This is a genomic window from Bacteroides sp. PHL 2737, assembly GCF_004115325.2.
Taxonomy (GTDB): Bacteria; Bacteroidota; Bacteroidia; order Bacteroidales; family Bacteroidaceae; genus Bacteroides; species Bacteroides hominis.
This window is the reverse complement of record NZ_CP040630.1, coordinates 3,011,369-3,028,431: the sequence shown is the minus strand read 5'-3', so window position 1 is coordinate 3,028,431 and position 17,063 is coordinate 3,011,369. Positions and strand designations below refer to the sequence as shown.

Annotated in this window: 9 protein-coding genes; all 9 read right to left on the bottom strand. The window is 42.9% G+C overall.

Annotated features, from left to right (window positions below; genetic code table 11):
• Positions 1 to 7 precede the first annotated feature (7 nt).
• Positions 8 to 2,257 (bottom strand): GH92 family glycosyl hydrolase, encoded by a 2,250-nt coding sequence (locus DBK98_RS12265; RefSeq protein ID WP_032536298.1) that lies wholly within the window; start codon positions 2,255 to 2,257, stop codon positions 8 to 10.
• A gap of 62 nt (positions 2,258 to 2,319) precedes the next feature.
• Positions 2,320 to 4,392, bottom strand: coding sequence for a family 20 glycosylhydrolase (locus DBK98_RS12260; RefSeq protein ID WP_032536300.1), 2,073 nt, complete (start codon positions 4,390 to 4,392; stop codon positions 2,320 to 2,322).
• 67 nt (positions 4,393 to 4,459) lie between these two features.
• On the bottom strand, positions 4,460 to 5,674 hold the full coding sequence (locus DBK98_RS12255) for a cyclically-permuted mutarotase family protein (protein WP_032536301.1): 1,215 nt from the start codon (positions 5,672 to 5,674) through the stop codon (positions 4,460 to 4,462).
• Between the two features lie 10 nt (positions 5,675 to 5,684).
• Positions 5,685 to 8,009, bottom strand: coding sequence for a family 20 glycosylhydrolase (locus DBK98_RS12250; RefSeq protein ID WP_005819544.1), 2,325 nt, complete (start codon positions 8,007 to 8,009; stop codon positions 5,685 to 5,687).
• 19 nt (positions 8,010 to 8,028) lie between these two features.
• Entirely contained in the window at positions 8,029 to 10,599 is a 2,571-nt protein-coding gene (locus DBK98_RS12245; RefSeq protein ID WP_032536302.1) for a glycoside hydrolase family 2 protein, read from the bottom strand.
• 21 nt (positions 10,600 to 10,620) lie between these two features.
• Positions 10,621 to 12,693, bottom strand: a complete 2,073-nt coding sequence (locus DBK98_RS12240) for a GDSL-type esterase/lipase family protein (RefSeq protein ID WP_032536304.1) — start codon at positions 12,691 to 12,693, stop codon at positions 10,621 to 10,623.
• Positions 12,690 to 13,352 (bottom strand): SGNH/GDSL hydrolase family protein, encoded by a 663-nt coding sequence (locus DBK98_RS12235; RefSeq protein WP_022012119.1) that lies wholly within the window; start codon positions 13,350 to 13,352, stop codon positions 12,690 to 12,692. Before DBK98_RS12235 ends, DBK98_RS12240 begins: the two co-directional genes overlap by 4 nt.
• Positions 13,353 to 13,372: 20 nt before the next feature.
• Complete coding sequence (locus DBK98_RS12230; protein ID WP_032536305.1) at positions 13,373 to 15,385, bottom strand: family 20 glycosylhydrolase; 2,013 nt, start codon at positions 15,383 to 15,385, stop codon at positions 13,373 to 13,375.
• A gap of 32 nt (positions 15,386 to 15,417) precedes the next feature.
• A complete protein-coding gene (locus DBK98_RS12225) occupies positions 15,418 to 17,052 on the bottom strand; it encodes a sialidase family protein (RefSeq protein ID WP_005776517.1) in 1,635 nt (544 codons plus the stop codon).
• Positions 17,053 to 17,063: the final 11 nt, after the last annotated feature.

The window sequence follows — 17,063 nt, the reverse complement described above, 5'->3', positions numbered from 1 at the left end:
TCTGTTTTTATTTTAATATAAATTCCATCGTTCCGGCATGTACCAACTCATCATGGCTGATACGATAGCCTGCATGTTTCTTTCCGTTCAACCTCACCTCTTTGATCAAATCGGCATCATTTCCGGGACGTACTGCCGTAATAACCAATTCTTTTTCTTTGTAATACTTCGGGTCAAGCCGAATAGTCACTTTGTCGAAAGTAGGTGTAGTCAGCATATAATCGGGCATTCCCGGACAGTCGGGATAAAGGCCTATCATACTGAAAATGGCCCATGCCGACATAGTTCCGGTGTCATCATTACCGGGAATACCATTAGGCTGGTCAGTGAAATATTCAGCAAGCAACCGTTTCACCTGTTTCTGAGTACGCCACTCTTCTCCCTTGAAGTAGCTGAACAAATAAGGATAGGCAATATCCGGTTCATTAGCCGGATCGTATAGCCCCTCATCAAAGACTTTCTGCAATTTATCCACAAACTTCTTCTTACCTCCCATCAGACGGGTTAAACCTGCAATGTCATGGGGAACATAAAAAGTGTAGTTCCAGGAATTGCCTTCATGAAAACCGGGACTGGGAGCAAAATTGGCACCCTCCATCGGGTCGAACGGAGAGTAAAATGTTCCATCGGGTAAAATAGGACGCAATGTACCAAACTCTTTACTGTAATAATGTTTATAACCCAATGAACGGTCATAGAACAATTTTGCATCTTCTTTCTTTCCTAAAGCCTGAGCAAAACGAGACAAGGCATAATCGGCAATATAATATTCAAGTGCATGCGAAACAGAATTGTCATACTGCTCTGTCAAAGGTACATATCCTTTAGCAATGTAATCATCGATATCGGGACGCATCAGATTATCTTTACCCGGAGTCGTAGCGGACTTATACATGGCTTCATAAGCTGCCTGTACATCAAAGTCACGTAAGCCTTTCATCCAGGTATCTACGATAACGGGAATACTCGGATCACCCTCCATAGTAAGCGTTTCACGGCCGTAAAGTTCCCATTTGGGCAGCCAGCCGTGTTCTTTATACATATCGACCATCGTGCGAACCATATCCAGTTGGCGATCAGGGAAAAGCAGGGTCATCAGCTGATGTACATTACGATAGGTATCCCAAAGAGAAAACACGGTATAACGATTTCCCTTCGTTGTAAGGATCTCACTGCCTTCCATAGCCGGATATTGTCCGTTCACATCCTGCAAAATATTCGGATGGATCAGCAAGTGATACATAGCGGTATAGAATACTGTCTTCTGCTCTTTCGTACCACCTTCAACGAGGATACGCGAGAGATCGTCCTCCCACATGGAACGTGCTTCGGCACGAATCTGATCAAATCCTTTACCAGCCTGTTCCTTATCCAGATTAAGACGGGCATTGGCCATGCTGACAAAGGACACTCCCATGCTTACCTCGATGGTTTCGCCTTCTTCGGTATCGAAAGTAAACCATGTACCAATGTCATCGCCACTCATCTCCTTGGTATAAGCAGTATACAATTTATTCTTGCCGGACGTATTGTCCCATTGGGCTTCTACTGTCATCGGACGCATCTTTTTCCAGTAGCCACGGGCACGAGGGACCTTATTGATACGCATTACAAAATAAATGGGAAACACAGCTTGCGGATTGTAGCAAAAAGTACCCAGTAGTTTAGTTCCCTCTATCTCACGCTCATTGACAAAACGGACGGTAGCTCCCGTCTCATTAGTCAACCCTTCACCAAGATTCAGCAAAATATTACTTTCTCCTTTAGGAAAAGTGAAACGAGTGATTCCGGTACGTAAAGTGGCCGAAACCTCATTCTTGATTCCGTATTTAGTCAGGATATTCGAGTAATAACCGGGCGTGGCCTTTTCGTCTTTATAAGCACTTCCGTACTGTAAATAATCGACGTTCAGCTTTCCGGTTGTAGGCATCAACAGTAGAGAGCCCAACTCCGGACATCCCACTCCACTCAGATTGACGTGTGAAAATCCGGTAAAATAAGCATTAGTATGTTCATAAGGAGTAGACCACCATTGGCTGTCTTTATCTATTTTATTACCAACGGACTTTCCTCCCATCACATTGAAAGGGACAACCGACATCATGCCTTGAGGACAGATGGCTCCGGGATTCGTTGTTCCGTAATTCGTTGTTCCGATAAACGGGTTCACATAATCCACCGGACTCTCTTGCGCAGAAGCTACTGCTATGGACAGCCAAACGGCTGCAAGTGATACTAAATAAGGTAGTTTCTTCATTCTTTCAATACTCTATATTTATCTAATTTATACGTTCGGTTTTACCGGACCTGCGGAAAGAGTTACTTTACGACGATTTCGTCTGTAAACACCCATCCCCCGAATTCCTCTCCGGCACGAGCCTGGTAACGGACATAACGTCCTTTGGCATTTCCGTTCCATGCATAGTTCTTAAATACTACAGCATCCGATTTAACCACTTCATGCGTCTGACGGCTCAGCTCAGTGAAGTTTTCTCCATCTTCCGAGACAGAAATTATCACTTCGACAGGCAGAAATACTTCAGGACCCACTACCTGCATAAAATCAGCACCAATCAAATGCAGATCTGTCGATTCTCCCATATCGATAGTTACGTCCAAACGATCGCGGGAAATAAATCCCTGCCATGCCCCGTCGCTATAGGTCCAACTCCCACGGATTCCATCAGTCAGGGTTTTATCACCTTGTGCCGGATAAGACGAATTGTAGGGAGCATTATATTTTACGGTCTTGCCCAATGCAAGATGCTGAATCGGTTGCGCTGCTTCCGGCCGATTGCCGATCTCCTTTTTCAAATCGAACGGATGATATCCTTTGGATTGTAAATATCCTACAGCCTTTAAAGCACGGGGACGAAAATCGGTCCATGATTTCCGTTCAGGTGCAGACCACGCGACCTCTGCCAGCGCAAGAATACGAGGGTAAATCATGTATTCACAATGCTCGTCAGTCTGAATATATTCTGCCCAAAGATTGGCTTGAACACCATAAATCAATTTTGCTTCATCGGGTGTAAGCGAAGCGGGAATCGGATTGTAAGAGTATACTTTTTCCAATGGCAGATATCCTCCGATGGCTTCGGGCTGAGAATAAGGAGCATCCTGATAACTATCTATATAACAGTGCGAACCGGGAGTCATAATCGCCTGATGACCGGATTTTACGGCATCGATACCACCTTGTTCACCACGCCATGACATTACAGTGGCATTAGGTGCCAATCCACCTTGCAGAATTTCATCCCATCCCAGTAACTTGCGGCCATGGGCATTGAGGAATACCTCCACACGATGAATCAGATAACTCTGTAACTCATCTACATTATCCAGTTGCTCATCCTTCATGCGTTTTTGGCATTTAGGGCAGGTTTTCCAAGCAGCTTTTCCGGCCTCATCACCTCCAACATGAATGTATTGGGAAGGGAAAAGCTCCATAACTTCCGTCAACACATCTTCAAGAAAAGTAAAGGTTTTCTCGTTTCCGACACAAAAATCGGCATTCTTATAAGGCTCTCCTGAACAAGACAGTTCCGGATAGGCAGTCAGAACCTCTTCCGAATGGGCAGGCATCTCTATCTCAGGAATAATAGTAATATGACGTTCACGGGCATAATTGACCAATTCACGAATATCATCCTGCGTATAATAACCTCCGGAAGCACCGGGAGCATCAAAACGACAATATTTCCGCCCACCTTCATTCCACCATCTTTTCCAGTTGGCTTCCGGACGCCAGGCAGCAAGTTCCGTCAATAAAGGATATTTCTTAATCTCGATACGCCAACCGGCAGCATCGGTAAGATGCAAATGCAGGCGATTAAGTTTATAATAAGCCAATGCATCTATCTGCTTTTTCACAAACTCTTTAGAACGAAAATGGCGGGAAACGTCAAGCATCAGCCCACGGTATTCGAAACGTGGCGAATCCTGAATCGTTGTAGCCTGAACTGACCAGGCACCCTCCATTGCAGGTTGAGCCATTTGCAAAAGAGTCTGAACGCCATAGAATAATCCGGCACCGGAAGTAGCCTGCACTGTTATTTTATGCGGAGTTACCTCCAGTGTATAGCTCTCGGGAGAAGATAACTGAGGATTAGCCTTCGTTATCATAAGAGAGACCACGTTCTCTTTCGTTTGCTTTTTACCGTTTTTGAAATGGATAGGTAATGTCTCCAGATAATCCATCAACATTTTCTTCTCTTCACCTTTCAGGTTGGTATACAGCTTAGTGTCACCGGTAAATAGAAAAGTACCGCTACCTTGCTCCATCCGGAGAGGAATAGGAATGACAGACTGCGCTTTCACACCAGCTGTTGCTATCATCAAACCGGCCGCAAGCAAGAAAGTACAAATTTTCATTGTAGGTTTTATCATGATATGATTGGTTTTAGTTTTTTGTTTTCAATGTACAAATATAAGTAAAATGTCAGATTATCTGCAATCAGTCAATCATTATCTTAACTATTTCCGGGGTACGGATTCCCGGCTTCAGCTCACCATTGATATTAAAGAAGGTCTGTCCCTGCCCTGTCAATGCAGCACCGGCACGGGCAACATCTTCACCCCGAACAGCCTCTTCCCACTTATCCCGACGTGTATTATAAATCAAAATCCGGTCATTAAAACGATACCATCCTGCCGGATGCAACATATACTTTTTTGCTTCCAACTTCAGACTGTCTACAACAGTTTGCTTGCCATTCGCCACGGCTGTCTTCATCATTTCCTCGCGCTGAAGAGCAGAAAAGAAAATATCTTTGTTGACTCCACCGGTACAAAGTATCAAACTGTCCGTCAGTGCTATACCGGCTCCACCACCCAAAGCGACAGGCACAGAATCATTGCCAACCGGAACAGATACCGACTGCCATTGTTGCAAAGATGGAGAATAGCAATATCCGTCAGTAGAAAGGCTTGCAGACCGTCCATCGGATGCACCGGCAAAACCTCCCCATAAATATAGAAGGGTTTCCCCCTCTTTACGTTGTCCTACACATACCGGTTGTACACGGGGAGAACCCGGAAAATCGGGAAGCCTCTGCCATCCGGTCTCCGGGCTACTCAGACTGAGGCAATAAAGTGCATTCGAAGGTTTACCATCCACATTGCCTCCGGCTACGAAAAGTGTATAATCCACTACTGAACCGCTCATATTATCCATTGTACAAGGTAAAGAAGGTAGTGTATCTACAATCACAGTCTGTTTATCGTCAGTCAAAGAAAGGCGGTAAACAGCAGATAAGGATCCATTTTCGTTCGATCCACCCACACAAACTACCCCTTGAGGAGTCGAAACCGAAACTCCATAAGCAGCAGCAACAGGCAGCTGACCGACTTTTCTCCATATGAAAACTGAGTCTGCAGAAGCGTCAGCGGCATAAATACCTTGGTAGAATTTCTTCTTTCCTCCTTCGGCTGCCGGCGTTTCCGGAAAATTACATCCGCCGGCAATCAATAACTCTCCCTGATAGATGCCGGCATAACATGCCGATACACCCAAAGAAAAACCGGGTTCTCCTTCGGGGAATCCGGTCATTTTCTGCACGCTAATCCCTTCTTCATTAGGCGCAACTTGCCGGGAGCTGCACGAAGCAACCATCCCGGCAAGTAAACATCCAATGATAGAAAGAAAACGAATCGTTTTAGTTTCTGTCATTTCTATTTTTTCAATTCAACGTAATTTCATCTACAAATAAGAAACCCGGGTTACCTTTACCACCATGCCATGCCGGAATGGAGTGTTCCGACGTTGCAACCACTTTCACATAACGGGTTTTTACCGGATCGAAAGTCAATTTGTGCTCATAAAGCCCATTACGGTCGGTCTCTTTCATCTCGGGATATGCTTCAGAAGCAACTTTAGTAAAAGTCTTATCATCATCTGAAACCTCAATTGAGAAAGAACGTGCATCGAATACCCAGTCACCCTTCTCAACACAAGTAGTGATAGCTACACTTGAAATTTCGGTAGGTTGCTGCAAGTCAATTGTTACATCCATATCATTCTTATAGAATGCGATCCAACGGCCGGTTTTGTAGTTACCATTTCCTTTCAGTCCGTCTACTAATGTAGAAACACCACCAAATTCATATTGCTTGTTTACAGGCTGATTAGCTTTAATAGGCTTTGAAGTAGATTTACTGAAAGCAATCTTTTCAGTCAGCATTTTGCTGTTTCCGGTAGGACGAACAGCAACCGCCTTTAAAGTACAACTTTCCTTAATCGTAAGAATACTGTCACATACGGGAGAAGCTGCCGTAGGCTCAGTTCCATCTAATGTATAATGGATGGGAGCACCGTCAATAGTAGTCATCACTACATCTACTGCTCCTGTGGCCGAATTAGCAACAAACTCGGATTTCACATCAAATACATGTTTGGCATAATTATATCCTTCAGCTTCATATATATTAATCAATTGTGGCAAACGGGTCAGGAAGTTTTCATAATTCTTCTTTTCAGGATTAGACCATTGCACCTCTGCTAAAGCAGCCCAACGCGGCAACACCATATACTGAGCCTGAGAGAAAGTAGGAATGTATTCCGTCCAAAGATTAGCTTGTACACCAATAATATATTTTTGCTCTTCCGGAGTCAATGAAGAGGGCATTGGCTCATAACTATACACTCTCTCCAAAGGTAAATAACCACCAATAGCCAAAGGTTCATTCTCAGTATCTTTGGTCTGATAGTAGTCAAAGTATAGATAAGTGTTCGGAGTCATGATAACATCATGTTTCTGCTTGGCAGCCTCGATACCGCCACCTTCACCACGCCATGACATCACGGTTGCATTCGGAGCGAGTCCACCTTCCAAAATTTCATCCCAGCCGATAATCTGACGTCCGTGCTCGTTCAGGAACTTTTCTGCATGGTTGATAACAAAACTCTGCAAATATTCTTCTTTTGAGTGCTTAGCATCGCTCTTGATTCCCAAAGCTTTGATACGAGCCTGACACTTCGGACATTTCGCCCATTCACTCTTCGGACATTCATCACCACCAACATGAATATATTCAGATGGGAAGATATCCATAACTTCTGTCAGTACATCATCGATAAAGGTCAGTACGCTGTCGTTACCTGCACACAATACCTGATCGGATACTCCCCATATCTTCCAAACTTCATACGGACCACCGGTACATCCCAAATGGGGATAAGCAGCCAATGCTCCCTGCATATGTCCCGGAAGGTCAATTTCCGGAATAACAGTGATATAACGATCGGCAGCATAAGCTACGATTTCTTTTGCTTCTTCCTGAGTATAGAAACCACCATAAGGTTTTCCATCATATTCTCCTGAATTACGTCCGATTACAGTTTCCGATCTCTTTGAACCGATTTCTGTCAACTTAGGATATTTCTTGATCTCAAGTCTCCAACCCTGGTCCTCTGTCAAATGCCAATGCAAACGGTTCATGTTATGCAAAGCCATCATATCGATATATGTCTTTACTTCATCTACTGTGAAGAAATGACGTCCCACATCAAAATGGGCACCACGATAGCTGAAACGAGGATAGTCGTTGATTTCTACAGCCGGCAATGAAGGAGTTGTACCAATGGCAACCGGAATAGACTTGCGTAACGTCTGGATACCATAGAATACACCGGCTTCAGTGGGAGCAGCAATGGTTACACCATCTGCATTCACACTCAACTGATAAGCTTCAGGGTTCTCTGATTCCATACCCAATTTAAGCAGAATAGCACCTTTACCTTCAGTTCCAGCTTCAACTGCATAATCCTTACCTGTAGCTTTCTTCAGATAATTCGCCAGAAATTGGGCATTACGTTGCATCTTCTCATTTCCTTCCGGATAGATGATTTTCACACTACCATTCAATGTAAATGGTTGGCTTTGAGCAGTAGTAATTTCCTGAGGTAAAGGAATTACCTGGTAATTAGCTGTAGTCTCTTTGTCGTTACACGAAGAAATAAATCCCGTGAGCGCCAGTAAACCGGCAATTTTAAAAAGATTTCTCATACAAATTATTTAATAGGTGTTAGTTATAGGTATCTCGTACATGTTTCACTGTAATATTTTGCTGTTCTCCTTTCTTAATATCCGGAGACGTAATCGTTATCTTCTTGTTTTCCCCCGGCAACAGATCAAAGAAATTATCACTGAAACGGGCGCCCTGAACAGGAATCTGGATAAATACATCTTTAGCCAGCTTAGAAGACGATAAGGTCACTTCACACTTACCATCGGATTGCTTTACTTTCATAGAAACATTTGTTTGGGGCAACTCCAAATCCTTAGTCTTATTAAAGAAATAAACCTCTTCAGCTATTTTCTTACCGGTTTTATCTTTCAAAGCAAGTAGTAAGAAACTGTTTTTACGATGTTCCGATGTCACCCACTCACTCAACGGTTTACGAAAGATGCAAGAAGAAACATTCGCCGGAACCTCGACTGCCCTGACAACTTCCTTATCTAATGTCTTGCCATTAAAGTCAATCACTTTCATTTCAAGTGTAAGTTGACTCTGTTTCTCCAACAAATCAGATATCAGATAAACACTCAAACTATCACCTTCTTGTATCGCATTGACCAGCAGTGGTGCAAAAGCTCGCTTTGCCTGATAGTGCAATGCCTTCCAATTGCCATAATAGTCTATACTTGACCAGGAAACGACAGGCCAACTATCATTAAGCTGCCAGTACAATGTCCCCATACAATAAGGCCGGTTGCGACGATGTGCTTCCATGCCATGGCGCATACCATGCCCCTGAAGTACAAGTCCGATATATACAAAGTCTTCAAACTTCTCAGGAACAACATAATCACGCTCCATATAAGTTCGTATCAAATCGTTACCGATACTGCTTTTCTGGTGTCCGTTCATTACCTCCGATTCAATCTGATAATCTTTCGTAGACGCAAAAGTAGCAATCGTCTTCATTTCAGGGAACGACTGGAAACCGAATTCGCTCATGAAACGAGGCAAATCGGTATCTAATGACTCAAAAGGCTTTTTGCCATACCACACACCCCAGTTATGACTATCGCCCGTGCCCCAGGACTCCGGACGTCCCCAATTTGCGAAATAGGGAGAAGTATGTTTGTAGAAACGCCCTTCATCAAGTTCTTTCACCTTTGCAGGCAGCAATCCCCGGAATAACTTATCATATCCCCGGAACATGTTTTCATATACTTCCGGAGTATAATTCTTTTGCCATCCCCAGTATTTTAATCCTTCCAGAATTTCATTATTCCCACACCACATGGCGAGTGAAGCGTGGTTTCGCAGACGTTTGATATTATATTCCGCCTCCTCTTCCACTCGCTTCAAGAAAGTAGGATCACTTGGATAGGAAGTACATGCAAACATAAAATCCTGCCAGACAAGAATACCATTTTCATCTGCCAGATCATAGAAACGATCGTCTTCATAAGTTCCCCCACCCCATATACGAACCATATTCATATTAGCCTCTTTCATATCTTGAAACAGAGTCCTATAACGTTCGGTAGTTATATTGGGGAGCAACGCATCATCAGGAATATAGTTTGCTCCTTTTGCGAACATCGGGATGCCATTCACCTCAAAATAAAAAGATTCTCCATCTTTGTCTTTTTCGTTCACTACGCGTATCGTACGAAGGCCGATTCGATGCTGTCGTGCGGCGACCGTTTTGCCATCACACACCACCTGCACTGAGAAATCATATAAATGAGGTTTCCCCCACCCATTGGGCATCCAACGCACGGGGTTCTGAATATCCAATGGAATTTGGACTTGATTTAAACCCGGTTTTAATGTTACATTTTCCTTTACCATCACTTCCTCTCCTCCTTCCAATGAATAAGAGATCAAGACCTCAGCAGGCTTTTCTTTCTCAGAAATACTATTAATTTCCAATTCATTAGAGAGTTTTGCAACCTGATCTGTCAGACTAAGCTGCTTCACATGAAAATCTGCAATAGTAGCAACATCATAAAAACGAAGAGTAACAGGACGCCAGATACCGCTTGTAACCATACGGATTCCCCAATCCCATCCATAACTATAAGGAGCTTTCCTGGTAAATACACTAAGACGTTTTTCGTGGTGATCATTATCTGCCGGATAATTAAATCCATTGGAGGACCACTGTGGAAGGGTTTGTTTTATCGGAGAATGAAAATAAACATGCAGCAGATTCTCCCCTTTACGTAATACTTGTTTTACGGGAACTACATAGCCCACAAACATATTATCTGATTTCAGAATCAGAGAACCATTCAAATAAACATCCGCATAAGTATCCAGTCCCTCAAAGGAAAGCTGGGCGGCATCTCTCTTCAACTGCTCTTCTGTAACGACAAAACTGGTTTTATATTCCCAATCCTCATTTTCCACCCACTGAATCTTCTTTTCATTGGTACCATAGAACGGATCGGGTAGCAATTTATGATGAATCAAATCCTGATGAACAGTGCCCGGGACAGTAGCTGGTAGCCATTTTTCTGTCCCCACCTGTGAGAATGACCAATCGTCATTCAACATTAACACATCCGAAGTGTCCCTGTTTTGCCCATAAGCTAAACCGCAACAACATACAAGTCCATACAATAATTTTTTCATCATAAACTGCTCTCTTTTTCAAGTTTATCTTCCCCAGTCCGTACGGAACGTAGATACCGGTAAACCATCACCATTGACCAGATTGGCCCGGGTGAAAGGCTGCCAGCCGTAACGTACACGAAGAGGATTCTTCACTTCTTTACTATATACTTTTATTTGATTTCCTACAACTTCGGCTGTAGCCGGATAATAAACATCCTCTGTTTCAGCCACTTCGAATGTTCGTAACGGTTTCCCATCCGATGAATGCATACCTTCAGCACAATCAAATGACACGTAAGCAGCACCATCACGGAACTCTACATTGCGGAACATCGGCCCCGAAGGCGTTACATTCTTCTTTCCATAAGTATGATTCAAAGCCCAATGTGCCAAACGCTCCCCAACCGGCTGTTTGTGCTTGGGGTGTACATCAAGCGAATCACCCAGGTCACTCGATACTGCCATACCTGTATTAGGAATCTCATACATCATTCTGCGCTGGCTATCACGGAACCATGGCCATGACGGACGGTTGATGCTTGACAACTGCACATAATAAAATGGCAAATCTTTATTTTCCCAGTTTTTACGCCAACTTTCAACCAATAGTTTAAACAATTTCTCGTGTGCTTCAGGATTATGTGCATTCGATTCACCTTGATACCAAATAATACCTTTAATAGGATATTGTTCTAAAGGACGGATACCGGCCTCATACAGGTAACAAGGTTCATAAGGATGACGTTGCTGTTTGCTATCCGCCTTTTTCACATTAAGAGCGGCACGACCGCGTACCCAGTCTTGGATAAAGTCATTTTGAGTCCAGTTACGTAATATAGCCGGAAATTTATATTCCAATGTATTACGGTCTACCCATGCTTCGGTAGGCGAACCGCCGATTGCGTTACAAATCAATCCGACAGGTACCTTTAGACTGTCCTGCAGCATTTTACCAAAATAGTAAGCTACCGCAGAGAAAGAACCGGCAGTAGCAGGCGAACAAACTGTCCATTCGGTATCTTTATAATATTGCAGATGATTTAATGAATCCAATACGGACTCATCCCATTCAACAGCATCTGTACGCCAGCGCGCCTTCATATCGAACAAACGAATCTGATCATTGGCGGCTTGCGGAATATCCCTTTTAGCAGTTTTACTCCAACCAAGGTAGAACTCCATGTTCGATTGTCCGGAACAAAGCCATACCTCTCCGGCCAATACATTATTGAAAGTTTGTTTCTGCTTTCCGGCAGAAACAGTCAAAGTATATGGGCCGCCGGCCTTCAAAGGCTGGAGAGTGATCGCCCAATCACCATTGGAAGCAGTTTTCACAGACTGTTTCTGTTTAGCTATTGCTACAGTCACTTTTTCTCCTGCGTTTGCTTTGCCACGGATAGTCAGAGGCTGCCCATGTTGAAGCACCATATTGTCAGTATACAGTTCAGATAAGTGTAATCCACCGAAATCTCCCGTAATCGCAGAATATACCGTTTTCGCAAGAATGCCGGCACCCTCTACATTAGGATGTACAGCATCCGGAAGAAGATACGGATACGGATAAAGCGGCGCATGGAAATCTATCAACTGAACCCCGGCATATTTAGCTATTGTCTCGATACTTTGCTGAATTTCTCCATGCCAATCACGGGTACCCGACTCAAAACGAGGATGACGATCGGCAATCGGTGTCAGTCGGGCAATAATAATATGACATTTAGGATTAACAACACGGAAAGAATCAATCAATGCCAGATAATCTTTCACGAAATGATCACGATAGTTCGGCCAGTCACGAGGATCCGTATCATTGATTCCCAAGTGAATAACAACAATATCACCGGCAAAGGCAAGCGCTTTTTTAAATTCTTCCTGCTGCATGTAAGGGCGGTGTCCTTTATTTAATAAAGTAGCCCCTGATTTTCCGAAATTTCCAACTTCATAAGTATCGCCCAAAAGTTGCTGCAACTGTGAAGGATAAGAATCCGTTGCCGGATTTGGAAGAGTATACCCATACGTAATACTATTCCCCACGCAAGCAACTTTTATCCGCTTCTGTGCGGACAAAACTGCGCAAATCATCAAAAATAGAGATAAGAATAGTATCTTTTTCATTTCTTGTTTATATAAGGTTTAACAATATCCACCCATTTAAGGTAGCCTTTACCCAGTAAGTGTAAACCATCATTTGTATACTCAATATTCATCTTGCCGGTCTTCTCATCAACAAAATGAGAATAGAGATCAATATAGGTCACGTGTTCTCTGTCAGCCAGCCGAAGCAGCCCTTCATTAATCTTTTTCACCTCTTGCCAACGTGACGTATGTCCGCCAAACATCTTATAATGATCGGTTACCGGAAGTACACTTTGCAAATATAGCTTTGTTTTTGGAGATTCTTGTTTAATTTTTTGAGTAATCATACCAATACGATGAACAATTGTATCCGCAGAGGTGCCCCGGCTTACATCATTTATACCGATCAACAAGAATATTTTAGCGGGTTTTCCTTTTAAAATCGCATCCAGCCGATCATAAACACCCATACAGATATCACCACTGATTCCCCGGTTTTTGACATGCTTATTATTCAATAATTCACTCCATTCTCCCCCGTTAGTAATACTATTACCCAGAAAAATGATATCTTTTGAAGTCACAGGCAGCTCCTCAAACAGAGTTGCACGTTGATAATAGAACGTAGAATATTTGCGTTCCTGTGCGTTGCCCGCCATTGAGGCGAGCAACAACATCATTAATAAAATTTTCTTCATTCGTTTTTATTTTTTCTCGATCACTTCGTTTTGTCGGGCGAATAGATAAGTCCGTCCACTGCATTTTCTCCGTCAGGAGTTACAAAAACTGTAGTAAACATCCACTTCACCAACCGCACCTCGGGCATATTGAATTTGCCAACCGGCAATTTCAGGAAAACTTTATTCCAGCCTTTATTCAGATGTACGGCGATAGGCGGACGTGCCACACAATTTTCATTTCCCAACGCTATTTCATTACTCTTTGTACTATGAGTAGCTGTCCATACAGGCGGCTGTATTTCTTCATTATTGATCCAGATACGGCTGCCTTTATAGTCCCATTTACCTTGTAACGGAGCCAAGTCCATTTCCGAACGACCATAATTCTGAAATTCAGCCCATAGCCCTACTTCCTGATCTTTCGGAGAGTAAACCCATGTATAGGCATAAGCCGTATGATTCTCTTGCGGATCTTTATAGAAAGTAGGTACCATTTTCCCCCATACATGACGAAGATAGATACCCGCACCAATGGCAGGGTGTACCCCATACTCTTTTCCTTCATATAAATAAGAATCCTTCAATTCCTGTTCCGGAGGAAAGACTTTATTCAAATCTCCACCATTAGGAAATGCATCAGTAATATTCCATTTTACATTCGTCTGTTTTACATAGGCGAACGGATATCCCTTAAATGTATGCTCTTTATGCCAAAGCATACGATTCTCAAAATCAGCAAATTCTTTAAACTCCGGAGAGTCTTCAGAAGGTAAGATAGTACCATTCTTATCAAAATATTCTGTACCTCCGCCTTTCCATGCACGTTCAGCAATAGCCAGCATATTAGGATAGAAATTATTCTCAAGTATAATATTGCGTTCGTTAGCTACGTAACGGTCATTCCAGATGGCAAGAATTGTCCCTGCAATATCGTCACTTCCTTGCTCAACATTATAAATACGGCTGTTATACAATGCAATGATATCGCCAAAAGTATCAAAATGATTGAGATAATGAAACTTAGAATCAATTGCGGGAATACCTTTTTGGGCTTTTCCACGATAACTCCACAAATGCGTCATATCAATTTCGCCAGGTTTATAATGCCATCCCGGATTCCACGAAATTACTTTCTTTCCTTTGGCACGGACATATTCGACCATTTCCGGAACGAACTTTAGATTGGTAAACCGAACTTCATCCGTACCAATATGAAGATAAGGTACATCAAAAGTCTCGCAAACTTCATCTACCAGCAATTTAAGAATTTTCATTCCTTCCGGGCTCTGCATATCATGACGGAATGTACGGACAAAAGCCTCACTATGCCCCGGCATATCAAATTCCGGGATTAAAAGTATATTATGCGCTTTACAAAAAGTGACTAAATCTTTCGCTTCTTCCAATGTATAGTATTTACCCGGCATACGAGTCGTATTCACACTGTCATTCAGCATCGGAAAAATTTTACTTTCCAGCCTCCACGATTGATTTTCAGTCAGGTGCCAATGAAAGACATTAATTTTAAAACGTGAAAGAATAGCAATTTCACGTTTCAATTCTTCAATCGACATATACGTACGCCCTACATCCTGCATAAAGCCACGTATTCGGAAAGCAGGCCAGTCAACAATTGAACAACCGTTGAATGTTGCCTTTTTCTTTCGCACATCCTGTAGCTGGGCCAAAGTTTGCATAGCCCAATACACACCATGCTCCGTCACAGCCTCAACCGTAACTTTACCATTATTTACCACCAGGCGATAAGCTTCGTCTGCGTTCAAAGGTACCTCTTCTAATGAAGGTACCAGTTTCACTTCAATACTTGCACGAGCTTTGTCATCAATGACTCCACCCCTATCGACAACAAAAGCTTCCCACTCTTGCCGAAGCACCGGAGTAGAAAGCTTTGTTCTGCCCAGTACAAAACTGGAACTTAAAGGAGTAAACTTTTGCGGCTCCGGAAGCAGGTGATATTCACCTGCCCGGACCGTAGAAATTGTGCATAAGTAAATAATGAAACTGATTAAGAAAATTTGTTTATTTCTCATCGGTGTTTATTTAGTTTATGGGGGGAAATTTCTCATTTAATAATGTCTTTCAACTTCACTGCCTGGAATGTCATATGTGCCACACTGCTTTCATAAAGAATACCAACCGTTTCTTTATCAATCATAGTAAGACAAGAATAACCCCAGTTATTGCCTTCATCCAATAAAAGTTGGTGTTCGGGTGACCAAGTCACACCACCATCCAGACTGATTTTAATAGTAGTATTATAACGTCCTTTCGTCGTATTAGGATTAGAGAATATCAATAAATCCTTGCCCAAAACATTATCTTTGGCTTTCACGCTTATCAAACTAGCCATGCAAACCGATTCCGGCAATGCCTTGCGAGAAGATTCATGTTCTGTCCATGTTTTACCCAAGTCTTTTGTAATAGCCACAGCACGACTTCCACCACGATTATCACGCATATTCAACATCAATACTCCGGGCTCGACCTCGGCAACCTGAGCCTCTGTAGTATTCGTGCGTGCATAATTGTGCATTTTCCAGTTTTTACCACCATCTTTGCTATACATGATACCTGCATTGGGTACACGTGTCGAATCAATAAACTGAGTAGGGAATACCAAAGTACCGTCACTCATAGTGATGCCCCGACCCGGACCTTGCAACAGAAAATACCAAGACGGATCTTTTACCTGTTCTGTGATATTAATAGGTGCAGACCACGTTTTACCGTCATCCGTACTTTTGGCAAGAACAAGTTGCGCAGTATGATTCATATCCATACCCGGATGTGAACTCCACCATGCACGTTGGTTACCCATACCATGTGTCCAGGCAGCAACCACCCAAACATTATTTGTTTTTGTATCAACAAGGATAGAGGGGTCTCCTACTCCATTCTGACCGGCAGGCAGACCACCGAACTCCCCAAATGCCAAAGGCAAACGCATTTTCTCCCAGGTTTTTCCACCATCTGTACTACGGCTTAAACCAACATCAACATGCTCTTGCAAGTCCACGCTACTATTATACCGTACATCATAAACTCCCAGCAGTGTACCTTTATTAGTAGTCACCAATCCCGGGATACGGAATGCGGCAGAATTATCATCCCCGGCATGACGTACTCCTACCCCCATGCGGTGTTCAATTCCTTCTTGCGAAACAACGTCCAACAGAGCCTTCTTACCATCCAGAGTGACCGAAGCAATATCGGCAGTCACTTTACTGGTAAGGGATGTACCCGGCTTCATTTGCAGGCTAATCCAGAAATAGTTAATTCCCGGAAACAGTTTTTGGTTCCCTTTCAAAACAACTTGATTGCCAGGATTACTCACTTCCGATTTTTTTATTGAGTAAGAAGGATTGGCGGCAAGCGTTTTTCCCGGAGTGTTACTGGAGATGTATCCCACAGGAGCAAAACGTTTCTTATCTCTGTCCTGCAATGCTTCTGTACCACCATAATAAAGTTTTATAGACTGAATTTCAGACAGATCCACTCCTTTACCAAAATTCAACACTACATCATTAAGAGTCTGGCTCTCTTTAGCATCCAAACGAAGATAGAACAAGACATTATCTTGTCTCTCTATCAAAATAGGAATACGGGTCTCACGAACAAAAATTGTATCTGCGGCTCGAACTACCGGTATAGCACACAGAAAACAGAAAAGCGAAAATAGAATTACAGCTTTTTTCATGGTATCGACTA

Bases quoted from the DNA above. Each gene is read 5' to 3' on its own strand.
- DBK98_RS12265 (WP_032536298.1), bottom strand. From the start codon at position 2,257: ATGAAGAAACTACCTTATTTAGTATCACTTGCAGCCGTTTGGCTGTCC.
- DBK98_RS12260 (WP_032536300.1), bottom strand. From the start codon at position 4,392: ATGATAAAACCTACAATGAAAATTTGTACTTTCTTGCTTGCGGCCGGT.
- DBK98_RS12255 (WP_032536301.1), bottom strand. From the start codon at position 5,674: ATGACAGAAACTAAAACGATTCGTTTTCTTTCTATCATTGGATGTTTA.
- DBK98_RS12250 (WP_005819544.1), bottom strand. From the start codon at position 8,009: ATGAGAAATCTTTTTAAAATTGCCGGTTTACTGGCGCTCACGGGATTT.
- DBK98_RS12245 (WP_032536302.1), bottom strand. From the start codon at position 10,599: ATGATGAAAAAATTATTGTATGGACTTGTATGTTGTTGCGGTTTAGCT.
- DBK98_RS12240 (WP_032536304.1), bottom strand. From the start codon at position 12,693: ATGAAAAAGATACTATTCTTATCTCTATTTTTGATGATTTGCGCAGTT.
- DBK98_RS12235 (WP_022012119.1), bottom strand. From the start codon at position 13,352: ATGAAGAAAATTTTATTAATGATGTTGTTGCTCGCCTCAATGGCGGGC.
- DBK98_RS12230 (WP_032536305.1), bottom strand. From the start codon at position 15,385: ATGAGAAATAAACAAATTTTCTTAATCAGTTTCATTATTTACTTATGC.
- DBK98_RS12225 (WP_005776517.1), bottom strand. From the start codon at position 17,052: ATGAAAAAAGCTGTAATTCTATTTTCGCTTTTCTGTTTTCTGTGTGCT.